The organism is Micromonospora sp. NPDC047644 (assembly GCF_040704315.1).
In the GTDB taxonomy this organism is placed as follows: domain Bacteria; phylum Actinomycetota; class Actinomycetes; order Mycobacteriales; family Micromonosporaceae; genus Micromonospora.
The window spans coordinates 178,048-195,131 of sequence record NZ_JBEYSY010000011.1; the positions used below are offsets into that span (position 1 = coordinate 178,048).

At 72.7% G+C, this 17,084-nt stretch carries 18 protein-coding genes and 1 tRNA gene; 13 read left to right on the forward strand and 6 right to left on the reverse strand.

Annotated elements, in window-relative coordinates; translation table 11 throughout:
• Nucleotides 1-16 precede the first annotated feature (16 nt).
• On the reverse strand, nucleotides 17-1,612 hold the full coding sequence (mdlC, locus tag AB0877_RS19770; protein WP_366610466.1) for a benzoylformate decarboxylase: 1,596 nt from the start codon (nucleotides 1,610-1,612) through the stop codon (nucleotides 17-19).
• 310 nt (nucleotides 1,613-1,922) lie between these two features.
• Between mdlC and AB0877_RS19775 the strand changes: the two genes are divergently transcribed.
• Entirely contained in the window at nucleotides 1,923-2,513 is a 591-nt protein-coding gene (locus AB0877_RS19775; RefSeq protein ID WP_112582369.1) for a YqgE/AlgH family protein, read from the forward strand.
• Nucleotides 2,514-2,601: 88 nt separating this feature from the next.
• A tRNA-Ala gene (locus tag AB0877_RS19780) sits at nucleotides 2,602-2,674 on the forward strand.
• Nucleotides 2,675-2,748: 74 nt separating this feature from the next.
• Here the strand turns inward: AB0877_RS19780 and AB0877_RS19785 are convergent.
• Together AB0877_RS19785 and AB0877_RS19790 are read right to left on the reverse strand one after the other, a co-directional pair.
• A complete protein-coding gene (locus tag AB0877_RS19785; RefSeq protein ID WP_366610467.1) occupies nucleotides 2,749-3,009 on the reverse strand; it encodes a YciI family protein in 261 nt (86 codons plus the stop codon).
• A gap of 130 nt (nucleotides 3,010-3,139) precedes the next feature.
• Nucleotides 3,140-3,262 (reverse strand): 50S ribosomal protein L36, encoded by a 123-nt coding sequence (locus AB0877_RS19790; RefSeq protein WP_366610469.1) that lies wholly within the window; start codon nucleotides 3,260-3,262, stop codon nucleotides 3,140-3,142.
• Nucleotides 3,263-3,386: 124 nt separating this feature from the next.
• Between AB0877_RS19790 and AB0877_RS19795 the strand changes: the two genes are divergently transcribed.
• Together AB0877_RS19795 and AB0877_RS19800 are read left to right on the forward strand one after the other, a co-directional pair.
• Nucleotides 3,387-3,731: an SdpI family protein gene (locus AB0877_RS19795; protein ID WP_366610471.1), complete on the forward strand. Its 345-nt coding sequence runs from the start codon at nucleotides 3,387-3,389 to the stop codon at nucleotides 3,729-3,731.
• Nucleotides 3,732-3,839: 108 nt separating this feature from the next.
• Complete coding sequence (locus tag AB0877_RS19800; protein WP_366610472.1) at nucleotides 3,840-4,004, forward strand: hypothetical protein; 165 nt, start codon at nucleotides 3,840-3,842, stop codon at nucleotides 4,002-4,004.
• A gap of 58 nt (nucleotides 4,005-4,062) precedes the next feature.
• On the opposite strand, the gene mgrA is transcribed toward AB0877_RS19800, so the two are convergent.
• On the reverse strand, nucleotides 4,063-5,058 hold the full coding sequence (gene mgrA, locus AB0877_RS19805) for an L-glyceraldehyde 3-phosphate reductase (protein WP_366610474.1): 996 nt from the start codon (nucleotides 5,056-5,058) through the stop codon (nucleotides 4,063-4,065).
• A 70-nt stretch (nucleotides 5,059-5,128) separates the two neighbouring features.
• On the opposite strand from mgrA, the gene AB0877_RS19810 reads away from it, so the two are divergent.
• The 8 genes from AB0877_RS19810 (at nucleotide 5,129) to AB0877_RS19845 (ending at nucleotide 13,679) form a co-directional block, all read left to right on the forward strand.
• Nucleotides 5,129-6,109 (forward strand): aldo/keto reductase, encoded by a 981-nt coding sequence (locus AB0877_RS19810; RefSeq protein WP_366610476.1) that lies wholly within the window; start codon nucleotides 5,129-5,131, stop codon nucleotides 6,107-6,109.
• 5 nt (nucleotides 6,110-6,114) lie between these two features.
• Nucleotides 6,115-6,612 carry a hemerythrin domain-containing protein gene (locus AB0877_RS19815; protein ID WP_030331463.1) on the forward strand — a complete coding sequence of 166 codons (498 nt, stop codon included), beginning with the start codon at nucleotides 6,115-6,117 and terminating at the stop codon, nucleotides 6,610-6,612.
• Nucleotides 6,613-6,667: 55 nt separating this feature from the next.
• The gene (locus AB0877_RS19820) at nucleotides 6,668-7,912 is read left to right on the forward strand and encodes a histidine kinase (RefSeq protein ID WP_366610477.1); all 1,245 of its coding nucleotides are present in this window, start codon (nucleotides 6,668-6,670) and stop codon (nucleotides 7,910-7,912) included.
• The gene (locus tag AB0877_RS19825; RefSeq protein ID WP_355005536.1) at nucleotides 7,909-8,559 is read left to right on the forward strand and encodes a response regulator transcription factor; all 651 of its coding nucleotides are present in this window, start codon (nucleotides 7,909-7,911) and stop codon (nucleotides 8,557-8,559) included. Before AB0877_RS19820 ends, AB0877_RS19825 begins: the two co-directional genes overlap by 4 nt.
• A 76-nt stretch (nucleotides 8,560-8,635) precedes the next feature.
• Nucleotides 8,636-9,712 (forward strand): hypothetical protein, encoded by a 1,077-nt coding sequence (locus tag AB0877_RS19830; RefSeq protein WP_366610478.1) that lies wholly within the window; start codon nucleotides 8,636-8,638, stop codon nucleotides 9,710-9,712.
• 58 nt (nucleotides 9,713-9,770) lie between these two features.
• The gene (locus AB0877_RS19835; protein WP_366610480.1) at nucleotides 9,771-11,231 is read left to right on the forward strand and encodes a sigma 54-interacting transcriptional regulator; all 1,461 of its coding nucleotides are present in this window, start codon (nucleotides 9,771-9,773) and stop codon (nucleotides 11,229-11,231) included.
• 2 nt (nucleotides 11,232-11,233) lie between these two features.
• Complete coding sequence (locus AB0877_RS19840; protein WP_366610481.1) at nucleotides 11,234-13,186, forward strand: VWA domain-containing protein; 1,953 nt, start codon at nucleotides 11,234-11,236, stop codon at nucleotides 13,184-13,186.
• A 28-nt stretch (nucleotides 13,187-13,214) separates the two neighbouring features.
• On the forward strand, nucleotides 13,215-13,679 hold the full coding sequence (locus tag AB0877_RS19845; protein WP_366610483.1) for a hypothetical protein: 465 nt from the start codon (nucleotides 13,215-13,217) through the stop codon (nucleotides 13,677-13,679).
• A 109-nt stretch (nucleotides 13,680-13,788) separates the two neighbouring features.
• Here AB0877_RS19845 and AB0877_RS19850 read toward each other — a convergent pair whose 3' ends face one another.
• Nucleotides 13,789-14,919 carry a helix-turn-helix domain-containing protein gene (locus AB0877_RS19850; protein WP_366610485.1) on the reverse strand — a complete coding sequence of 377 codons (1,131 nt, stop codon included), beginning with the start codon at nucleotides 14,917-14,919 and terminating at the stop codon, nucleotides 13,789-13,791.
• Nucleotides 14,920-14,971: 52 nt separating this feature from the next.
• Between AB0877_RS19850 and AB0877_RS19855 the strand changes: the two genes are divergently transcribed.
• Nucleotides 14,972-16,276, forward strand: a complete 1,305-nt coding sequence (locus tag AB0877_RS19855; protein WP_366610487.1) for an MFS transporter — start codon at nucleotides 14,972-14,974, stop codon at nucleotides 16,274-16,276.
• A 48-nt stretch (nucleotides 16,277-16,324) separates the two neighbouring features.
• On the opposite strand, the gene AB0877_RS19860 is transcribed toward AB0877_RS19855, so the two are convergent.
• Nucleotides 16,325-17,038, reverse strand: coding sequence for an RICIN domain-containing protein (locus AB0877_RS19860; RefSeq protein WP_366610489.1), 714 nt, complete (start codon nucleotides 17,036-17,038; stop codon nucleotides 16,325-16,327).
• Nucleotides 17,039-17,084 lie beyond the last annotated feature (46 nt).

Genomic DNA, 17,084 nt, shown 5'->3' on the forward strand with positions numbered 1-17,084 from the left:
ACCGCGCTGACCCGGCTCAGAGGATGCTGGGCACTTCGGTGCTGATCGGTACCGGCACCACGGTGGGCCGGTCGGCGCGCAGCCCGGCGGCGAGCGCCGCGCCGAGTTGGTCGGGGGTCTGGGCCACCTGCGTGGCACAGCCGTAGCCGGCCGCGATCGCGACGACGTCCAACCCCGGCAGGTCCAGGCCGGGCACCCCGGGAGTGTGCTTCAGCTCGGCGAACGCCTTGAGGATCGCGTACTGCTGGTTGACCGGGACGACGACCACCACCGGCAGTGCCAGGCGCGCGGCCGTCCAGAGTGCCTGCACCGAATAGTGAAGCGATCCGTCGCCGATCACCGCCACCACCGGGCGACCGCGCCCGGTGTCCCGCTCGGCCAGGGCGATGCCGACGGCCGCCGGCAGGCCGTAGCCGAGGCCGCCGCTGGCCATCGTGAAGTACGACGCCGGGCGGGTGATCCGCAGCTGACGACGCAGCGCGGACAGATTGGATGGTGACTCCTGGACCAGCACGCCGTCGGGCGGCCAGTGTGCGGCCAGTGCGGCGAACAGGGCGTCGGCGCTGAGCGGGGTGGTGATCTCCGGCGGCGCGAGCGCGTCCCGCCGCCTCGGTGCCGGCCGGTCGCTCGGCGGCACCCCTTCGAGCAGCGCCGCCAGGGCCAGTCCCGGGTCACTGAGCAGGCTGTCACCGACCGGGGCCCGCGCGGCCTCGTCGGCGTCGTCGGTGACGTGCAGCAGGCGGGCCCCCTCGGGCAGGTGCCCGCCCGGCACGTACGGGTAGTAGCGGAACACCTGGGCGCCGACGACCAGCACCGTGTCGTGCCCGTGCAGCGCCTCGGCGAGCGGACCGATCGCGTACGGCAGCACGCCGCGAAAGTGCGGGTGGTCCTCGGGGAACACCGCCCGTTCGGTGGCGGGCGCCGACCAGACCGGCGCGGCGAGCCGCTCGGCCAGCGCGACCGCCGTCGACCAGCTCGCGGAGCGGTCCACCCCCGGCCCGTACACGAGCACCGGGTTGCGGCTCTCGGCCAGCACCCGGACGAACTCCTCCAACCGCTGCGGGTCCGGCGCGAAGCGGGTGGCCACCGTTCGCGGCGCGGGCGGCGGGTCGGCCGGCTGGGCCCAGTCGTCCATCGGCAGGGAGAGGAAGACCGGCCCGGCCGGTGGCTGCACCGCCGTCGCGTACGCCCGCAGCACCGCCGCGGGGATGTCCTGCGCCCGGGCCGGCTCGTAGGACCACTTCACGTAGGGCTGCGGCAGTTCGGTGGGCCGGCGGCTGGCCAGCCGGGGTTCCAGGAGCAGCATCTCCCGGGTCTGCTGGCCGGCGGTGACGATCAGCGGGGTCTTGTTGTGCCAGGCGGTGACCAGGTTGCCCATGCCGTTGCCGGTGCCCGGCGCGGTGTGCAGGTTGACGTGGGCGGGCATCCCGGTGGCCTGGGCGTAGCCGTCGGCCATCGCGACGGCCGTCGCCTCGTGCAGCGCGTGGACGTAGTGGAAGTCGGCGGGGAAGTCCTGCAGGAACGGCTCCTCGGTGGAGCCGGGGTTGCCGAAGACAGTGGTCATACCGAGGGTGCGGAGCACGTCGTACGTCGCGTCCCGGACAGTAGCCATCGCACCCGCCTCCGTCTCGCGGGCAGGGGCAACCGCGCTCGCCCTCCCGATCAGCCGAATCTATCGGGATGTGACGGACCTTTCGGGCGTTTCTCGGCCGTCGGTGGCCCCGATTGGTCGATCACCGGGACGTCCGCCACCGGGTGCGTCTCAACTGTCCGATCACCCGCCGGTCAGACCTTAGCCAGCACCCAGCACGCAGGCTATGGTGCCAGGCATGGCGTTGACAGCGCGGCTGAACCCGATGCGGCGGGCGGATCCGGTCGATGACCGGCGCCCGGCGCGGGCTCACGGTTGACGGGTGTGTGGCATGCAGGGAGAGGGCCAGGCGATCGGCGGACGAGCGATGGAGTCGATGACCGGGCGGCTGCTGGTCGCGACTCCGGCGCTCAAGGACCCGAACTTCGACCGTACGGTGGTGCTGCTGGTCGCCCACGAGCCGGGCGGCGCGCTCGGCGTGGTGCTGAACCGGGCCACCGAGGTGCCGGTCGCCGAGGTGCTCGGTGACTGGAGCGACCTGGCCCGCCACCCGGCCGTGCTGTTCGAGGGTGGCCCGGTGCAGCCCGACTCGGCCATCTGCCTCGCCCGGATGCGGCACCCGATGCGCCGGGTGAAGGGCTTCCACCAGGTTTCCGGAGCGGTCGGCACGATCGACCTCTCGGTCGACCCGGAGCGGCTGCGGGAGAGCATCGGCGGCATCCGGGTCTTCGCCGGCTACTCCGGCTGGGGCAGCGGCCAGTTGGAGCAGGAGATCGCCGACGGGTCCTGGTTCGTGCTGGACGGGCTGCCCGGGGACGCCTTCGTCGACCGGCCCGACGACCTGTGGCCGATGGTGCTGCGCCGGCAGGGCGGGATGATGGCCGCGGTCGCGCACTTTCCGCCGGACGTGGCGCTCAACTGACCCGGCCGGGCGGGGGACCCCGCGAGATGACCATGCGGGCCGGTCTGTGTATAGTTTCCCAGTGCCCGGGCGACCGGGACGACAGCAAGGGGCCGTGGCGCAGCTGGTAGCGCACCACACTGGCAGTGTGGGGGTCAGGGGTTCGAGTCCCCTCGGCTCCACCCTTGAGAACGCCCTGGTCGGGATAATCCGACCAGGGCGTTCTGCTGTTGCTGGCGATTCTGCCGCAGCGTGGCTACCGCACGATCGGTGACCACTCCCGCTGGCTGACGATCGTCACGCCGGGGGTCCGGTAGTAGGGATCTTCGGCGACGACAGCGGCGAAGGCTTCGGCGTCCGGGACGTCGAAGATCAGCAGTGCTCCGGAGTCGTCGGCGAACGGACCGGCCATGACCAACTGGCCCCCCTGGTGCAGGGCTTGGAGACGCTCCCGGTGCGCCGGTCGGGCGGCGAGCCGGTCGGGTTCGTCGCCGAAGGACAGCTCCAAGATGAACACCGGTTCCTCCTCGTCGGGGTGATCTTCCGAATCACCCTAGTCGATCCGCCGGGCCGCTCCAGCACGCAGAACGCCCCGACCGGATGACCCGGTCAGGGCGTTGGCGACTGGATGTCCGCTAAGGGCGCAATCAGCCTTGGCGGCTCTTCCACTGCGGGTTGGCGCGGTTCACCACGACCACCCGGCCGCGACGGCGGACCACCACCGAACCCGGCTTCTGCGTGAGCGCACGCAACGAGCTACGTACCTTCATGTCTGCCTCCTCGGTGCTAGCGGTTCCGAGTATCGAAACGCCGCACCCACCCGGGGGATTCCCGCCCCCTACGCTGATGGTTGGCGATGTGCGAGGAGGTACGGAAGTGTGGCCCGGGGCTTTTGTGACTGTCGTCTACGCGTTCCTCGGATGGCTCGTGGCGTACACCGCCCGGGTCGCGCTGCGACCGACGGTGAACAGAAACCGCAGCCCCGGCGTACGGACGCCGGCCACGATGCGGTCGGCCGAGCACTGGGACGCCGCGCACCAACGGGTCGCCCGCCCCCTGCGCCGCACCGGCATCCTGCTGGCGATCGCCTCTCCGCTGCCGATTCTGCTCGGGGCCGCCTACGGTGATCCGCCGGTGATCGCGGCCGTACTGGTGCTCGCCCTGCTCGTCGTGCCCTACCTGCTCTACCTGGCCTACCGCGCCGATCGCGCCGCGGCGGCCGTCGACGGGAAACGGTGACCAGAGCCGCCGTCGAACCTTTGCCGCCTGCCGGCCGTACCAGTGGGCGGAGGTCATCCTCGTGCCCGTACGCAGGCTCGTCGCCACGGTGCTGGTCGCTGCTCCGACGTGGTGTTTCGCGGTGCCGAGGCCACCGGTGCCACGGCCACCCCCACCCCGGCGAAGGCCGCCGCGACGAAGAGCGCGCCGCGTACCGCCGCGAGTGGTCCGGTCGCCACCGAGGCGGCGGTGGCGGCGCGCAGCACCGGTGGGCCGGCAGTGCGAGGTGCGTAACCACCGGGCCGGGCGGTGCCGGATCTGGTGAACCGACCCGCCCGGAACCCGACGGTGTTCAGCCCAGGTGGCGCTCGATCTCGGCCAGCTCGTCGGCCGTGAAGTCGAGGTTGTCCAGGGCGGCGATGTTCGTCTCCAACTGCTCGACGCTGCTCGCCCCGATGATCAGGCTGGTCATCCGCGGGTCACGCAGCGCCCAGGCCAGCGCGAGCTGCGCGAGGGACTGGCCGCGCCCGTCAGCGACCGCGCCGAGCCCACGGATGGTGGCCATCTTCTCGTCGCTGAGGTCGCTCTCGTTGAGGAAGACGCTGGTGCGAACCCGCGAGTCGGCCGGGATGCCGCCCAGGTAGCGGTCGGTCAGCAGCCCCTGCGCCAACGGGCTGTACGCGATGCAGCCCGCACCGACCTGCTCCAGCGTGTCGAGCAGGCCGTCGGACTCGGCCCAGCGGTTGAGCATCGAGTACGACGGCTGGTTGATCAGCAGTGGCGTACCCAGCTCACGCAGGATCGCGGCGGCGCGCGTGGTCTGCTCCGAGTTGTAGTTCGAGATGCCGACGTAGAGCGCCTTGCCGGAGCGGACGATGGCGTCGAGCGCCCCCATCGTCTCCTCCAGCGGGGTGTCCGGGTCGAACCGGTGCGAGTAGAAGATGTCGACGTAGTCCAGCCCCATCCGGCCCAGCGACTGGTCCAGCGACGAGATCAGGTTCTTGCGCGAGCCCCACTCGCCGTACGGGCCGGGCCACATCAGGTACCCGGCCTTGCTGGAGATGACCAACTCGTCCCGGTACGGCTTCAGGTCGGTGGCGAGCATCCGGCCGAAGTTCTCCTCTGCCGAACCGGGCGGCGGGCCGTAGTTGTTGGCCAGGTCGAAGTGGGTGACACCCAGGTCGAAGGCGCGGCGGACGATGTCGCGCTGCCGTTCGAACGGGCGGTCCGGACCGAAGTTGTGCCACAGCCCGAGCGAGACGGCAGGCAATCGCAGGCCACTGCGTCCGCTGCGCCGGTAGGTCATGGTGTCGTAGCGGTCATCCGCGGCGAGGTAAGTCACGATCATGAGCCTAGCTCCGGCCCGCCCTGGCGTGGATCGGGCGTGGAAACCAGGACATCGGGGTAGTTTCGACGCCATGCGTTTCATTGCGCTCGACACCCCCAAACCGCTGTCCAAGATCGGGTTGGGCACCTGGCAGTTCGGCTCCCGGGAGTGGGGGTACGGCCCGGACTTCGAGCGGCAGGCGGCGCAGATCGTCCGGCGAGCCGTCGAGCTGGGCGTGACGGTCTTCGACACCGCGGAGATCTACGGCTTCGGGCGCAGCGAACGCATCCTCGGCGCGGCCCTCGGCGCCGACCGGCCGAAAGTCGTCGTCGCCAGCAAGATCCTGCCGGTGCTGCCGGTGGCCGCTGTGGTGCAGCAGCGGGCGGTCGCCTCGGCGGCCCGGCTCGGCGTCACCAGCATCGACCTCTACCAGCTGCACCAACACAACCCGCTGGTCGCCGACCACACCACGATGCGCGGCATGCGGACCCTGCAGGACATCGGGCTGATCGGCGAGGTCGGCGTGAGCAACTACGGGCTGCGTCGCTGGCAGATCGCCGAAGCGGCGCTCGGCCGGCGGGTGCTCAGCAACCAGGTCCGCTACAGCATGCTGGACCGCGCGCCCGAGCAGGACCTGCTGCCGTACGCGCGGCAGGCCGGCCGGGTGGTCATCGCGTACAGCCCGCTGGCGCAGGGCTTCCTCTCCGGCCGCTACGACGCCAAGAACCCGCCGAGCGGTGCGGTCCGGCGTGCCAACCCGTACTTCCTGCCGGAAAACCTGGAGCGCGGCGCGGCCCTGATCGACACCCTGCGCCAGGTCGCCGACGCCCACGACGCCACCCCCAGCCAGATCGCGCTGGCCTACCTGCTGCGCCACCCGAACGTGCTGGCCATCCCCGGAGCTTCCGGGGTCGAGCAGATGGAACGCAACGCCGCCGCCGCGGACATCGACCTCGCCGACGACGAGCACACGGCGCTGGCCGAGGCGGCGAAACGCTTCCGCCCGATCACCGGGCTCGCCGCGATGCCGGCGATGCTGCGTGCCCGGTTCGGCAACCCAACCGGAAAGTGAGCACAGTGGACGACATCACCGCGCTGATCCTGGACGACCACGCCGCCTTCCGGCGTGGTTTCGCCCGCCTCGACGACGCCCGCGACGAGCAGGAGATGCTCGCCATCTGGGACGCTCTCGCCCTGCACCTGGACATCCACGCCGAGGCGGAAGAGGCGATCCTCTACCCGCACCTGGTCAAGCACGGCGACGACGGCGAGGACGAGACCGCCGACGCGATCGGCGACCACAACAAGATCCGCGACGCCATCGCCGAGGCGAAACTGCACCCGGTCGGCTCGGACCAGTGGTGGGAGGCGGTCGGCACCGCCCGCCGGGAGAACAGCGAACACCTGGCCGAGGAAGAGGACGAGGCGCTGCCCGACTTCCGCCGGCACGCCAGCACCGAACTCCGCGCCGAGCTGGGCCAACGTTGGCTGACCTTCTACGGCGAGCACAAAAACGGCCGCAACCTGCCGTTCCGCGACAAGGACCCGCAGCAGTACGTCGCCGACCACCGCTGACATCTCCCCGACGCGGGGGAGTCGGCGGGACCCGTCCGGGCCGCAGAATGACGAGGTGACCCTCCGAGCGGCGCTGGCCCCGCTGGTCGCCGGCACCACCTGGCGACGCGGCGTGTTCCTGCTGCTCGGCGGCGTGCTGGCACTGCCGTACGGGCTGCTCGCGGTGACCTTCGCGCAGCTGCTCGCCGACTCGGCGATCCCCCGTCCCATGGTCTACGTCCTACTGGTCGTCGCCGTACTGATCGCCCTCGTCCCGTTGCTGCTGGACGGCAGTCGGGCCTTGGAGATCGCCGCCGTCCGGGCCCTGCTCGGCGTCGACCTGCCCGACCCCGCACCCGGGCACCACGGCGACCGGGAGACCCGGCTGCGCAGCGCGCTCTGGATCGCCACCCACCTCATCGTCGGCGCGCTGGTGATGATCGGGTTGTTCAGCGCACTGCCGATGGCACTGGCGTTCATCGCCCAACAGTTCGGCATCGGCACCGAGCTGATCAGCCGGGAACAGTTCGGGCCCCTGGACGGAGAGGACAGTGGCTGGCTGACGGTGACCGGGGTGCTCCTGCTGGTCGTCCTCGGCTATGCCGTCGCCGGGCTCGGCGCGCTCGCCGGAATCATGGCACCGGTGCTGCTCGGCCCGGCCCAGGCGGAGCGGATCGCCGCCCTCGAAGCGCGGGCCGCCCGGCTCGCCGAACGCAACCGGCTGGCCCGGGAGCTGCACGACTCCGTCGGTCACGCGCTGACCGTTGCCACCCTCCAGGCCGGGGCCGCCCGCGAGGTCATCGACACCGACCCGGAGTTCGTCCGGCGGGCGCTCACCGCCATCGAGGACGTCGGGCGGACCGCGATGGACGACCTCGACCACGCGCTCGGGCTGCTCCGGGAGAACGGACGTGACCGGCCCGTGGTGGCGCCGCAGCGTACCCTCGCCGACCTGGACCGGCTGGTCACCGACGCGCGCGCGGCCGGCCTGGCCGTGCACGCGCAACGCGCCGGCGACCCGACCCGGGTGCCCGCTGTGGTCTCCCGGGAGGGCTACCGGATCGTCCAGGAGGGACTGACCAACGCCGCCCGGCACGGCCGCGGGCCGGTGACGGTACGCGTGGACCTGCGCGGCGACGCGCTGGAGCTGGAGCTGACCAACGCGGTGCGCCACCCCGACCAGGGCCGGCCGGGGCGGGGCGGTCGCGGCCTGGACGGCATGCGGGAGCGGGTGCTGCTGCTCGGCGGCCGGCTGACCGTGGGCCCGGACGGCGACCAGTGGCTGATCCGGGCCCGCCTGCCCTACGAGGAGACGACATGACCACCGGAGTGCTGATCGTCGACGACGACGAGCTGATCCGGGTGGGGCTGCGCGCCATCATCGACGCCCAACCCGACCTGCGCGTGCTCGCCGAAGCCGCCGACGGGGCCGAGGTGCCGCCGCTGGTCGCCCGGCACCGGCCCGACGTGGTGCTGATGGACGTACGGATGCCCGGCATCGACGGCATCCAGGCCACCCGACACCTGATGGCCACCTCCGCCGACCCGCCCCGGGTGCTGGTGGTCACCACCTTCGCCAACGACGAGTACGTCTACGAGGCGCTGCGCGCCGGCGCCTCGGGGTTCCTGCTCAAACGGGCCCGGCCCGCCGAGGTGGTGGAGGCGGTCCGGGTGGTCGCGGCCGGCGAGTCACTGCTCTTCCCGGCCGCGATCCGCCAGCTGGTCGGGGCGTACGGGCCGGCCGGCGGCGACCGGTTGAGCACCGCCCGGCTCACCGAACGGGAGGCCGAGGTGCTGCGGTTGATGACCACCGGCCGGTCCAACCCGGAGATCGCCGCGCACCTGGTGGTCGGGGTGGAGACGGTCAAGACGCACGTCGGCAACGTGCTGGCCAAGCTGGGCGTCCGCGACCGTACGCAGGCGGTCATCGCCGCCTACGAGTCCGGCTTCGTCACCCCGTCCGGCTGAACGGTCCCTCCACCGGGGGAGCGGGTTCACCACCGGCCGGGAGGGAATCCGGCGGCTGTCGGTCGAGGCTGAGAGCATGACGACGATCGATTACTCGCCACCCCGTTCCGACTCCCGCTGGCCGGACCCGCTCGCCCCACTGGCCGCCGGTTGGCTCGGCCTGTGGGGCGTGCTCGCCCTGCTCAGCACCCTCACCGGCACCGGCTACCCGTTCGGTCCGAACGACCCCAACGGCGGCGACGTCAGCCTGCTCCGCCTGGTGCCGGTGGAGGTGGCCACCCCGCTCTTCGCCGGTGTGCTGCTCACCGCCGCGGTGGCCGCCCTGGCCATGAGCCGCCCGGCGGCGCGATCACCCGGCCCGCTGCGGGCGCTGCTCGCCGGCTACGGCTGGGCGGTCGCGTTCGCCCTTGTCCTGGTCGTGCCGGACGTCCGAGTGCTGATCGTCCTCGGCTACCTGCCGATACTCCTCGTCGGCGCGCCGTTCGGCTGGCCGCCCATCGACTACTCCGATGTCTTCAACTGGGCGCTGTTCGCCCGGTTCGCGGCGTTGGCCGGCGGGCTGCTGCTGGTCGGGGCGGTACTCGCCTGGCAGCGCCGTACCGCCGGGGCCTGCGTCGGCTGCGGCCGCGCCGCCACCGGCCAGCGGTGGACCACCCCGGCCGCCGCCACCCGCTGGGGTCGGTGGGCCGCCGGCATCGCCGCGGTGATCCCCCTGACGTACGCGGTGACCCGGTTCGCCTGGGCGGCCGGCATCCCGCTCGGCATCTCCCGGGAGTTCCTGACCGAGATGCAGGACACCGGGCTGGTCTGGGCCGGGCTCGGGCTGGGCGCCTTCGCCACCGTCGGCGCGATCCTCACCCTCGGACTGGTGCAGCGCTGGGGCGAGCGGTTTCCGCGCTGGATGCTCGGCCTGGCCGGCCATCGGGTGCCGGTGAAGCTGGCCGTGGTGCCGGCCACCCTGGTCGCCATCTCCGTGACCGCGGCCTCGCTGGGACTGCTCAGCAATCCCGAGTTCTGGCGGCTGACCGGCGGATTCAGCATGACCGGGGCGCCGATGCTGCTCTGGCCGCTGTGGGGCGTGGCCCTCGGCGTCGCCACGTACGCGTACCACCTGCGCCGTCGCGGTGCCTGCCGGCGCTGCGACCGGGGCTGAGGGTGGAAGCCGGGGGTGCCCCCTGATGCCCGGGGCGCCCCCGCGAATGTGAGCTAGCGTGGGTCGGGTGACTGCGCCTACCCCGGTAATCCCGGTTCCACCGGCCGACCTGCCCGGCACGCTCGGCGCGCTACGGGCGGCCGGTCACCAGTACCGCACCGTCAAGCAGGAACTCCGCGACAACCTCCTCGCCCGGATGCGCTCCGGCGAGACCCGTTTCCCCGGCATCGTCGGCTACGACGACACAGTGCTGCCCGAGGTCGAGCGGGCCCTGCTCGCCGGGCACGACATGGTGCTGCTCGGCGAGCGCGGCCAGGGCAAGACCCGGCTGATCCGCTCACTGGGCGCGTTGCTCGACGAGTGGACCCCCGTTCTGCCCGGCTCGGTGCTCAACGAGCACCCGATGCACCCGCTCACCCCGGCGTCGGTCGCCCAGGTCGCCGAGGCCGGTGACGACCTGCCGCTCGGTTGGCTGCACCGTTCGATGCGGTACGGCGAGAAGTTGGCCACCCCGGACACCAGCGTCGGGGACCTGATCGGCGACGTCGACCCGATCCGCATCGCCCAGGGTCGTACCCTCGGCGACCCGGAGACCATCCACTTCGGGTTGGTGCCGCGCACCAACCGGGGCATCTTCGCCGTCAACGAGCTGCCCGACCTGGCCGAGCGGATCCAGGTGGCGCTGCTCAACGTGCTGGAGGAGCGGGACATCCAGGTTCGCGGCTACCAGCTGCGCCTGCCGCTGGACCTGCTCCTGGTGGCGAGCGCCAACCCGGAGGACTACACCAACCGGGGCCGGATCATCACTCCCCTCAAGGACCGGTTCGGCGCGGAGATCCGCACCCACTACCCGGTCGAGTTGGAGTTGGAGCTGGCGCTGATCCGCCAGGAGGCCGACCTGGTCGCCGAGGTGCCGGAACACGTGCTGGAGGTGCTGGCCCGCTTCGCCCGCGCCGTCCGGGAGTCGCCGTCGGTGGACCCGCGCTCCGGTGTCTCCGCCCGCTTCGCCATCGCCGCCGCCGAGACGGTCGCCGGTGCCGCGCTGCGTCGCGCCGGTCTGCTCGCCGCCTCCGAAACCCCGGACGGACGCCCCGAGGCCGCCGTCGCCCGCGTCGGTGACGCGGTGTCGGTGACGAGCACCCTGCGCGGCAAGGTCGAGTTCGAGAGCGGCGAGGAGGGCCGGGAGACCGAGATCCTCGCTCACCTGCTGCGTACGGCGACCGCCGAGACGTTCCGGGCCCGCCTCGCCGGGCTGGACCTGTCCGGGTTCACCGCCCTGGTCGAGGACGGCGCCGCGATCGAGACCGGCGAGTTGGTCAGCGCCGCCGAGCTGCTGCGTCAGGTCGGCACCGTACCCGGGTTGGCGAAGGTCCTGGACCGGCTCGACCTGGGCGACGCGCCCACCTCGGAGGAGGCCGCTGCCGCCGTCGAGTTCGTGCTGGAAGGGCTGCACCTGACCCGCCGGCTCGGCAAGGACGTCACGGACTCGGGGCGCACCGTCTACGGCGGCCGGGGCTGACCGTGGCCGGCAACCGGTTCCGTTACGGGCAGTGGAACGGCGGGCCCGACCCGCTCGCACCCCCGTACGACGTGCGCGAGGCGGTGGACGCGGTCGGTGCCGAGGTGCTGGCCGGTGGCAGCCTGCGGGAAGCGCTGCGTGATCTGCTGCGCCGTGGCCCGCAGGGACGGGGTGGCCTGGACGACCTGGCCGCCCGGGCTCGACGGCTGCGCCGGGAGGCGCTGCGCAGGGGCGACCTGGACGGGGCGGTGACCCGGGCCCAGGCCCTGCTCGACCAGGCACTCGCCGCGGAGCGGGACGAGCTGCGGGGCCGCGACGACGACGCCGCGCGGTTCGCCGAGGCGGTGCTGGACAATCTGCCGCGCTCGACGGCGCGGGCGGTGGAGGAGCTGTCCGGCTACCAGTGGGCCAGCGACGATGCCCGCCGCGCGTACCAGCAGATCCTCGACCAACTCCGCGACGACGTGCTCGGCCAGCGCTTCGCCGGGATGCGCGACGCGGTGCGCGCCTCCGCCGACCCGGCCGCCCAGCAGCGGCTCGCCGAGATGATGGGCGATCTGAACGACCTGCTGGCCCGGCACGGTCGCGCGGAGGACACCACCGACGCGTTCGCCGAGTTCATGCGCCGACACGGCGACTTCTTCCCGGAGAAGCCGGCGAACGTCGACGAGTTGATCGACGTCCTGGCCCGACGTGCGGCCGCCGGTCAGCGGCTGATGAACTCGCTCTCCGAGCGGCAGCGCGCCGAGCTGGCCGGCCTCATGCAGCAGTCGCTCGGCGACCGCCTCGCGGGGGAGTTGTCCGCGCTCGACGCGAACCTGCGCGCGCTGCGACCCGATCTGCGCTGGGGGCGGGGCGAGCGGGTCCGCGGCGACCAGCCGCTGGACTACGCCGACGCGGCCGGCGCGCTGGGTGAGATCGGCGACCTGGACGACCTGTTGGACCAGCTCGACCAGGAACACCCGGGGGCGACCCTCGACGACGTGGACGTCGACGCGGTGGCGCGCACGCTGGGCCGGGACGCCGCCGACGACGTTCGCCGGCTGCGTGACCTGGAGCGGGAGTTGCGTCGCCAGGGTTGGGTCAGCCGGGACGCGGAGGGGCTCACGCTGAGCCCGAAGGCGCTGCGCCGGCTCGGCGGGACCGCGCTGCGGCAGGTCTTCGCGGAGCTGACCGCCGGGCCGCGTGGCCAGCACGACCTGCGCTCGGCCGGTGCGGCGGGCGAGGTCAGCGGCGCGTCCAGGCCCTGGCAGTACGGCGACGAGCAACCGTTGGACGTGGTCCGCACGTTGACCCGGGCAGTCAGTCGGGCCGGGCCGACGGTCCCGGTGCAGCTCGCGGTGGACGACTTCGAGGTGGTGGAGACCGAGAGACGGGCCTCGGCCGCTGTGGTGCTCTGCGTCGACCTGTCGTACTCGATGATCTCTCAGGGTCGTTGGGGGCCGATGAAGCAGACGGCGCTGGCGTTGGCGCACCTGATGGAGACGCGCTTCCCCCAGGATGCGCTGCAGATCGTGGGCTTCGGCCGGGAGGCGATGACGCTCACCCAGCAGGAGTTGGCGGCCGTGGAGCCGGACATGGAGCAGGGCACCAACCTCCAGCACGCGCTGCGGTTGGCGGGCCGGCACCTGCGCCGGCACCCGGACGCCGAGCCGGTCGTGCTGGTGGTCACCGACGGCGAGCCGACGGCGCACCTTGACCCGGACGACGGGGAGGCGCTCTTCCACTGGCCGCCGCTGCCGGAGACGATCGAGGCGACGGTCCGTGAGGTGGACCGGCTGAGCCGTTACGGTGCCACGCTCAACCTGTTCATGCTCGGTGACGACCCGGGCCTGCGACGCTTCGTCGACGCGGTGGCCCGCCGCAGTCGGGGTCGCATGTTCACGCCGGACACCGACGACCTGGGCGAGTACGTGGTCAGCGACTACCTCCGCTCCCGCCAATCCCGCCGCTAACTTCCGCCGCGGCGGGTTGACTGGGGGGATGGAGAGCGGGGGATTGCGGCGGGCCTACGGTGCCCTGTTCGCGGAGGTCGACGCCGGCGGGTTCGGTCCGGCCCCGGAGGGGCAGCTCACTGCCGAACAGATCGTCGCGCATCTGGTCGCCAACGACGAGCTGATGATCCACGCCACGGAGGCGTTGCTGGCCGGGTCGCCGTTCGCGTACTACGAGTTGGAGGAGGACGTGCACCGCCCGCAGCTCGACGCGCTCGCCGCCGAGCAGGGTGGCCTGCGTGGCCTGACCGCCCTGTTGCACGGCACCAGCGACCGGCTGTGCGGGCTGGTCGACCAGCTCGGCCTGGCCGCGGAGACCCCCGTCGAGACGCACCTCCGCGAGGGCTTCGACCTCGTGGTCGACGAGCCACTGCCCTGGTCCCGCACCCTGGACCTGCACACCCGGGTGCACCTGCCGAAGCACCAGTCCCAACTGCACCTGCTCCGCTCCTGAGCGGCGGCGGTCCGGGCGGCGGCTGATTACTGTGACCCGGCGCGGGGCGCCGTGGTCTGTTGAGCGTGATGTCTGTGAGTCATCTTGATGACCCACAGACATCACGCTCTCAAGTAGTGCTGCCCGGCCCCGCCCCTGGTGCCCCGTGCCCCTGCTCCACGCGATCTTGCACTTCCTGTCCCCGCAATTGGTGCATACCGCCCAGACGAACGACCGAAAGTGCAAGATCGCGGGCGTGGGGCGGGGGCGTGGGGCGGGGGTGGAAGGTGCGGCGGTAGGTGGACGGGGCCACGCCGATGCGTTGGTGCAGTTGTTGACGTAGGGCGGCGGTGGTGCCGAAACCGCAGCGGTGGGCGATCTGGTCGACGGTGAGGTCGGTCGTCTCCAGCAGCAGTCGCGCGTGGTCGGTGCGCTGGTGCAGCAGCCACTGCGCCGGGCTCAGGCCGGTCTCCGACCGGAAGCGTCGGGTGAAGGTGCGCACGCTCATCCGTGCCTGCTCGGCCAGGTCGCGTAGCGCGATCGGTTCGTGCAGCCGCTGCCGCGCCCACTCCCGGGTGCCCGCCGTGCTGGTGTCGGTCGCCTTGGGTACCGGCTGCTCGATGTACTGCGCCTGACCGCCGTCGCGCCACGGCGGCATGACGCAGCGGCGGGCCGCCCGGTTGGCCACCTCGCTGCCGTGGTCGAGGCGGATGACGTGCAGGCAGAGGTCGATGCCGGCGGCGACTCCGGCCGAGGTGAGCACCCGGTCGTCGGCGATGAAGAGCACGCCCGGGTCGAGGTCCACCCGGTCGTGCAGGCGGCGGAACTGCTCGGCGTACGCCCAGTGGGTGGTCGCCCGCCGCCCGTCGAGGAGTCCGGCGGCGGCGAGCACGAACGCTCCGGTGCAGATCGACATGATCCGGGCACCCCGGTCGTACGCCGCGCGCAGCGCCTCGGTCACCTCCGGCTGCACGGTGCCCGAGGACAGGACGGTGCCGTCGTGAATGCCGGGGACGATCACCGTGTCGACGGTGTCGAGCAACTCCAGCCCGTGGTCGGGGAGCACCTGGAAGCCGGCCGTGCTGCGTACGGGCTGCCCATCAGGGGTGCACACCCGGACGTCGTAGAAGGGTGTCCCGTCGGCGGCCCGGGCCGTGCTGAAGACCTGGGACGGGGTGCCGAGGTCCAGGCCGACCACCTGGTGCAGGGCGAGCACGGCGATCCGGTGCGGGCGAACGGTCATGGCCCGATTATTGCGCATGATGGCTTTCCGGCCACTCGTCGAGGTGGGTGGACCGGCTCAGACTTGTCCGGTGACCAAGAACCGCCGTCTGCATCCCGCCTGGCTGGTCGCCGCCGTCGCCTTCGTGGCGCTGGTCGGCGCTGCCGGCTTCCGCGCCACCCCGTCGGTGCTGCTGCACCCACTGCACGAGGAGTTCGGCTGGCCGCTGGCCACGATCTCCGCGGCCGTCTCGGTCAACCTGCTGCTCTACGGGCTCACCGCGCCGTTCGCGGCCGCCCTGATGGACCGGTTCGGCATCCGCCGGGTGGTCTCGGTGGCGTTGCTGCTGGTCGCCGCGGGCAGCGGTCTGACGGTCTTCATGACCGCCAGTTGGCAGCTTCTGCTCTGCTGGGGCGTGCTCGTCGGGCTGGGCACCGGCTCGATGGCGCTGGCGTTCGTGGCCACCGTCACCGGCCGTTGGTTCGTGCACCGGCGGGGCCTGGTCACCGGAGTGCTGACCGCCGGCGGGGCGGCCGGGCAACTGGTGTTCCTGCCACTGGTCGCCATCCTGGTACGCGATCACGGCTGGCGTACCGCCGCACTCGTGGTGGCCGTGGCGGCGCTGGCGGTCGTACCCCTGGTGGTGTGGCTTTTGCGCGAGCACCCGGCGGATCTCGGTCTGCCCGCCTACGGGGCGACCGAGGTCGTCGCGGCGCCGCCGGCGACCGGCGGCGCGGCGACCCGGGCGCTCGGCGCGCTGGCCACCGCGGCCCGGACCCGACCGTTCTGGCTGCTGGCCGCAGGCTTCGCGATCTGCGGGGCGACCACCAACGGCCTGGTCGGTACCCACTTCGTGCCGGCCGCGCACGACCACGGCATGGCCCAGACCACGGCGGCCGGGTTGCTCGCCCTGGTGGGGCTCTTCGACATCGTCGGCACCATCGCCTCCGGCTGGCTCACCGACCGGGTGGACAGCCGGTTGCTGCTCGGCCTGTACTACGCGCTGCGCGGGTTGTCCCTGCTGGTGCTGCCGAGCCTCTTCTCCGGCACGGCCGAGCCGAGCATGTTGGTGTTCATCGTCTTCTACGGCCTGGACTGGGTGGCCACGGTGCCGCCGACGGTGGCGCTGTGCCGGGAGTACTTCGGTGGCGCGGGCGCTGTGGTGTTCGGCTGGGTGTTCGCCGCGCACCAACTGGGCGCGGCGGCCGCCGCCACCGGCGCGGGGCTGGTCCGGGACCGGCTGGGCGACTACGCGATGGCCTGGTACGTGGCGGGCGCGCTGTCGATCGGGGCCGCCGGGCTGTCGTTGCTGTTGCGCCGCCGACCGGGCCGAGCGGTGCCGGAGGCCGTGCTGCTGGCCGCGACCGCGCCCAGGGCGTGGAGCTTCCGGGGTTGACCCGCGCTGAACCTGACGGCCGCACGGGACGTGCGACGCGTCGGCCGGTCAGCTCAGGGTCCACTGCTGGGCCGGCCGGCCGTCGCACTGTCGCTGCCGGATGTCGTCGCCCGCCTCCACGGCGTCGTCGTCGGCCTGGGCGCACCTGTTGCTGTGCGCGGCGATGAGCAGGACCGCGCTGGTGCCGGTCCCGCCGAACCGCCACTGCTGGTTGGCCCCACCGTGGCAGGGGAACTGCAGCAACCGCGCGCCGTCGTCCTGACTGCCACCCTCGACGTCGAGGCACTGCCCGTACGCGGCGTTGGTCAACGTCAGCACACCCGTGCCGGCCGGGCTGATGACCCACTGCTGCTCCGGGGTGCCGGTGCACACGGCCAACTCGGCCTTGGCCTCCTTGCCGTCACCGTCGAGCCCCAGGCAGAGGCCCGAGGCGGCGCGCAGCACCCGGGGCCCGGTGGGCGGTGCGGCCGGCGTGCTGGCCGACGGGGTGGGTGACGGCTCGGCCGGCGCGGTCGGGCTCGGCTCGCCGGCCGGCTCGCTGGGCTGCGCCGCGCTGGACGGCGTACCGACCGATGCCGGCACGGAAGGCTCGTCGTCACCGTCGAGCAGCCCGGTGGCGAAGACGACCCCCAGGAGTACGCCGACGGCCCCGACCGCCGCCGCGACGCGCAGCAGCGGATCGGCCAGCGGGCCGGAGCGCGGTGCCCGGTGCCCGCCGTAGACGGTGCCGGCGGGGTCGGGGCGTTCCTCGGGCGCGGACATACGCGCCATCCTCACCCACGACGTCGCGCCGGAGCCAGCCCGGCGG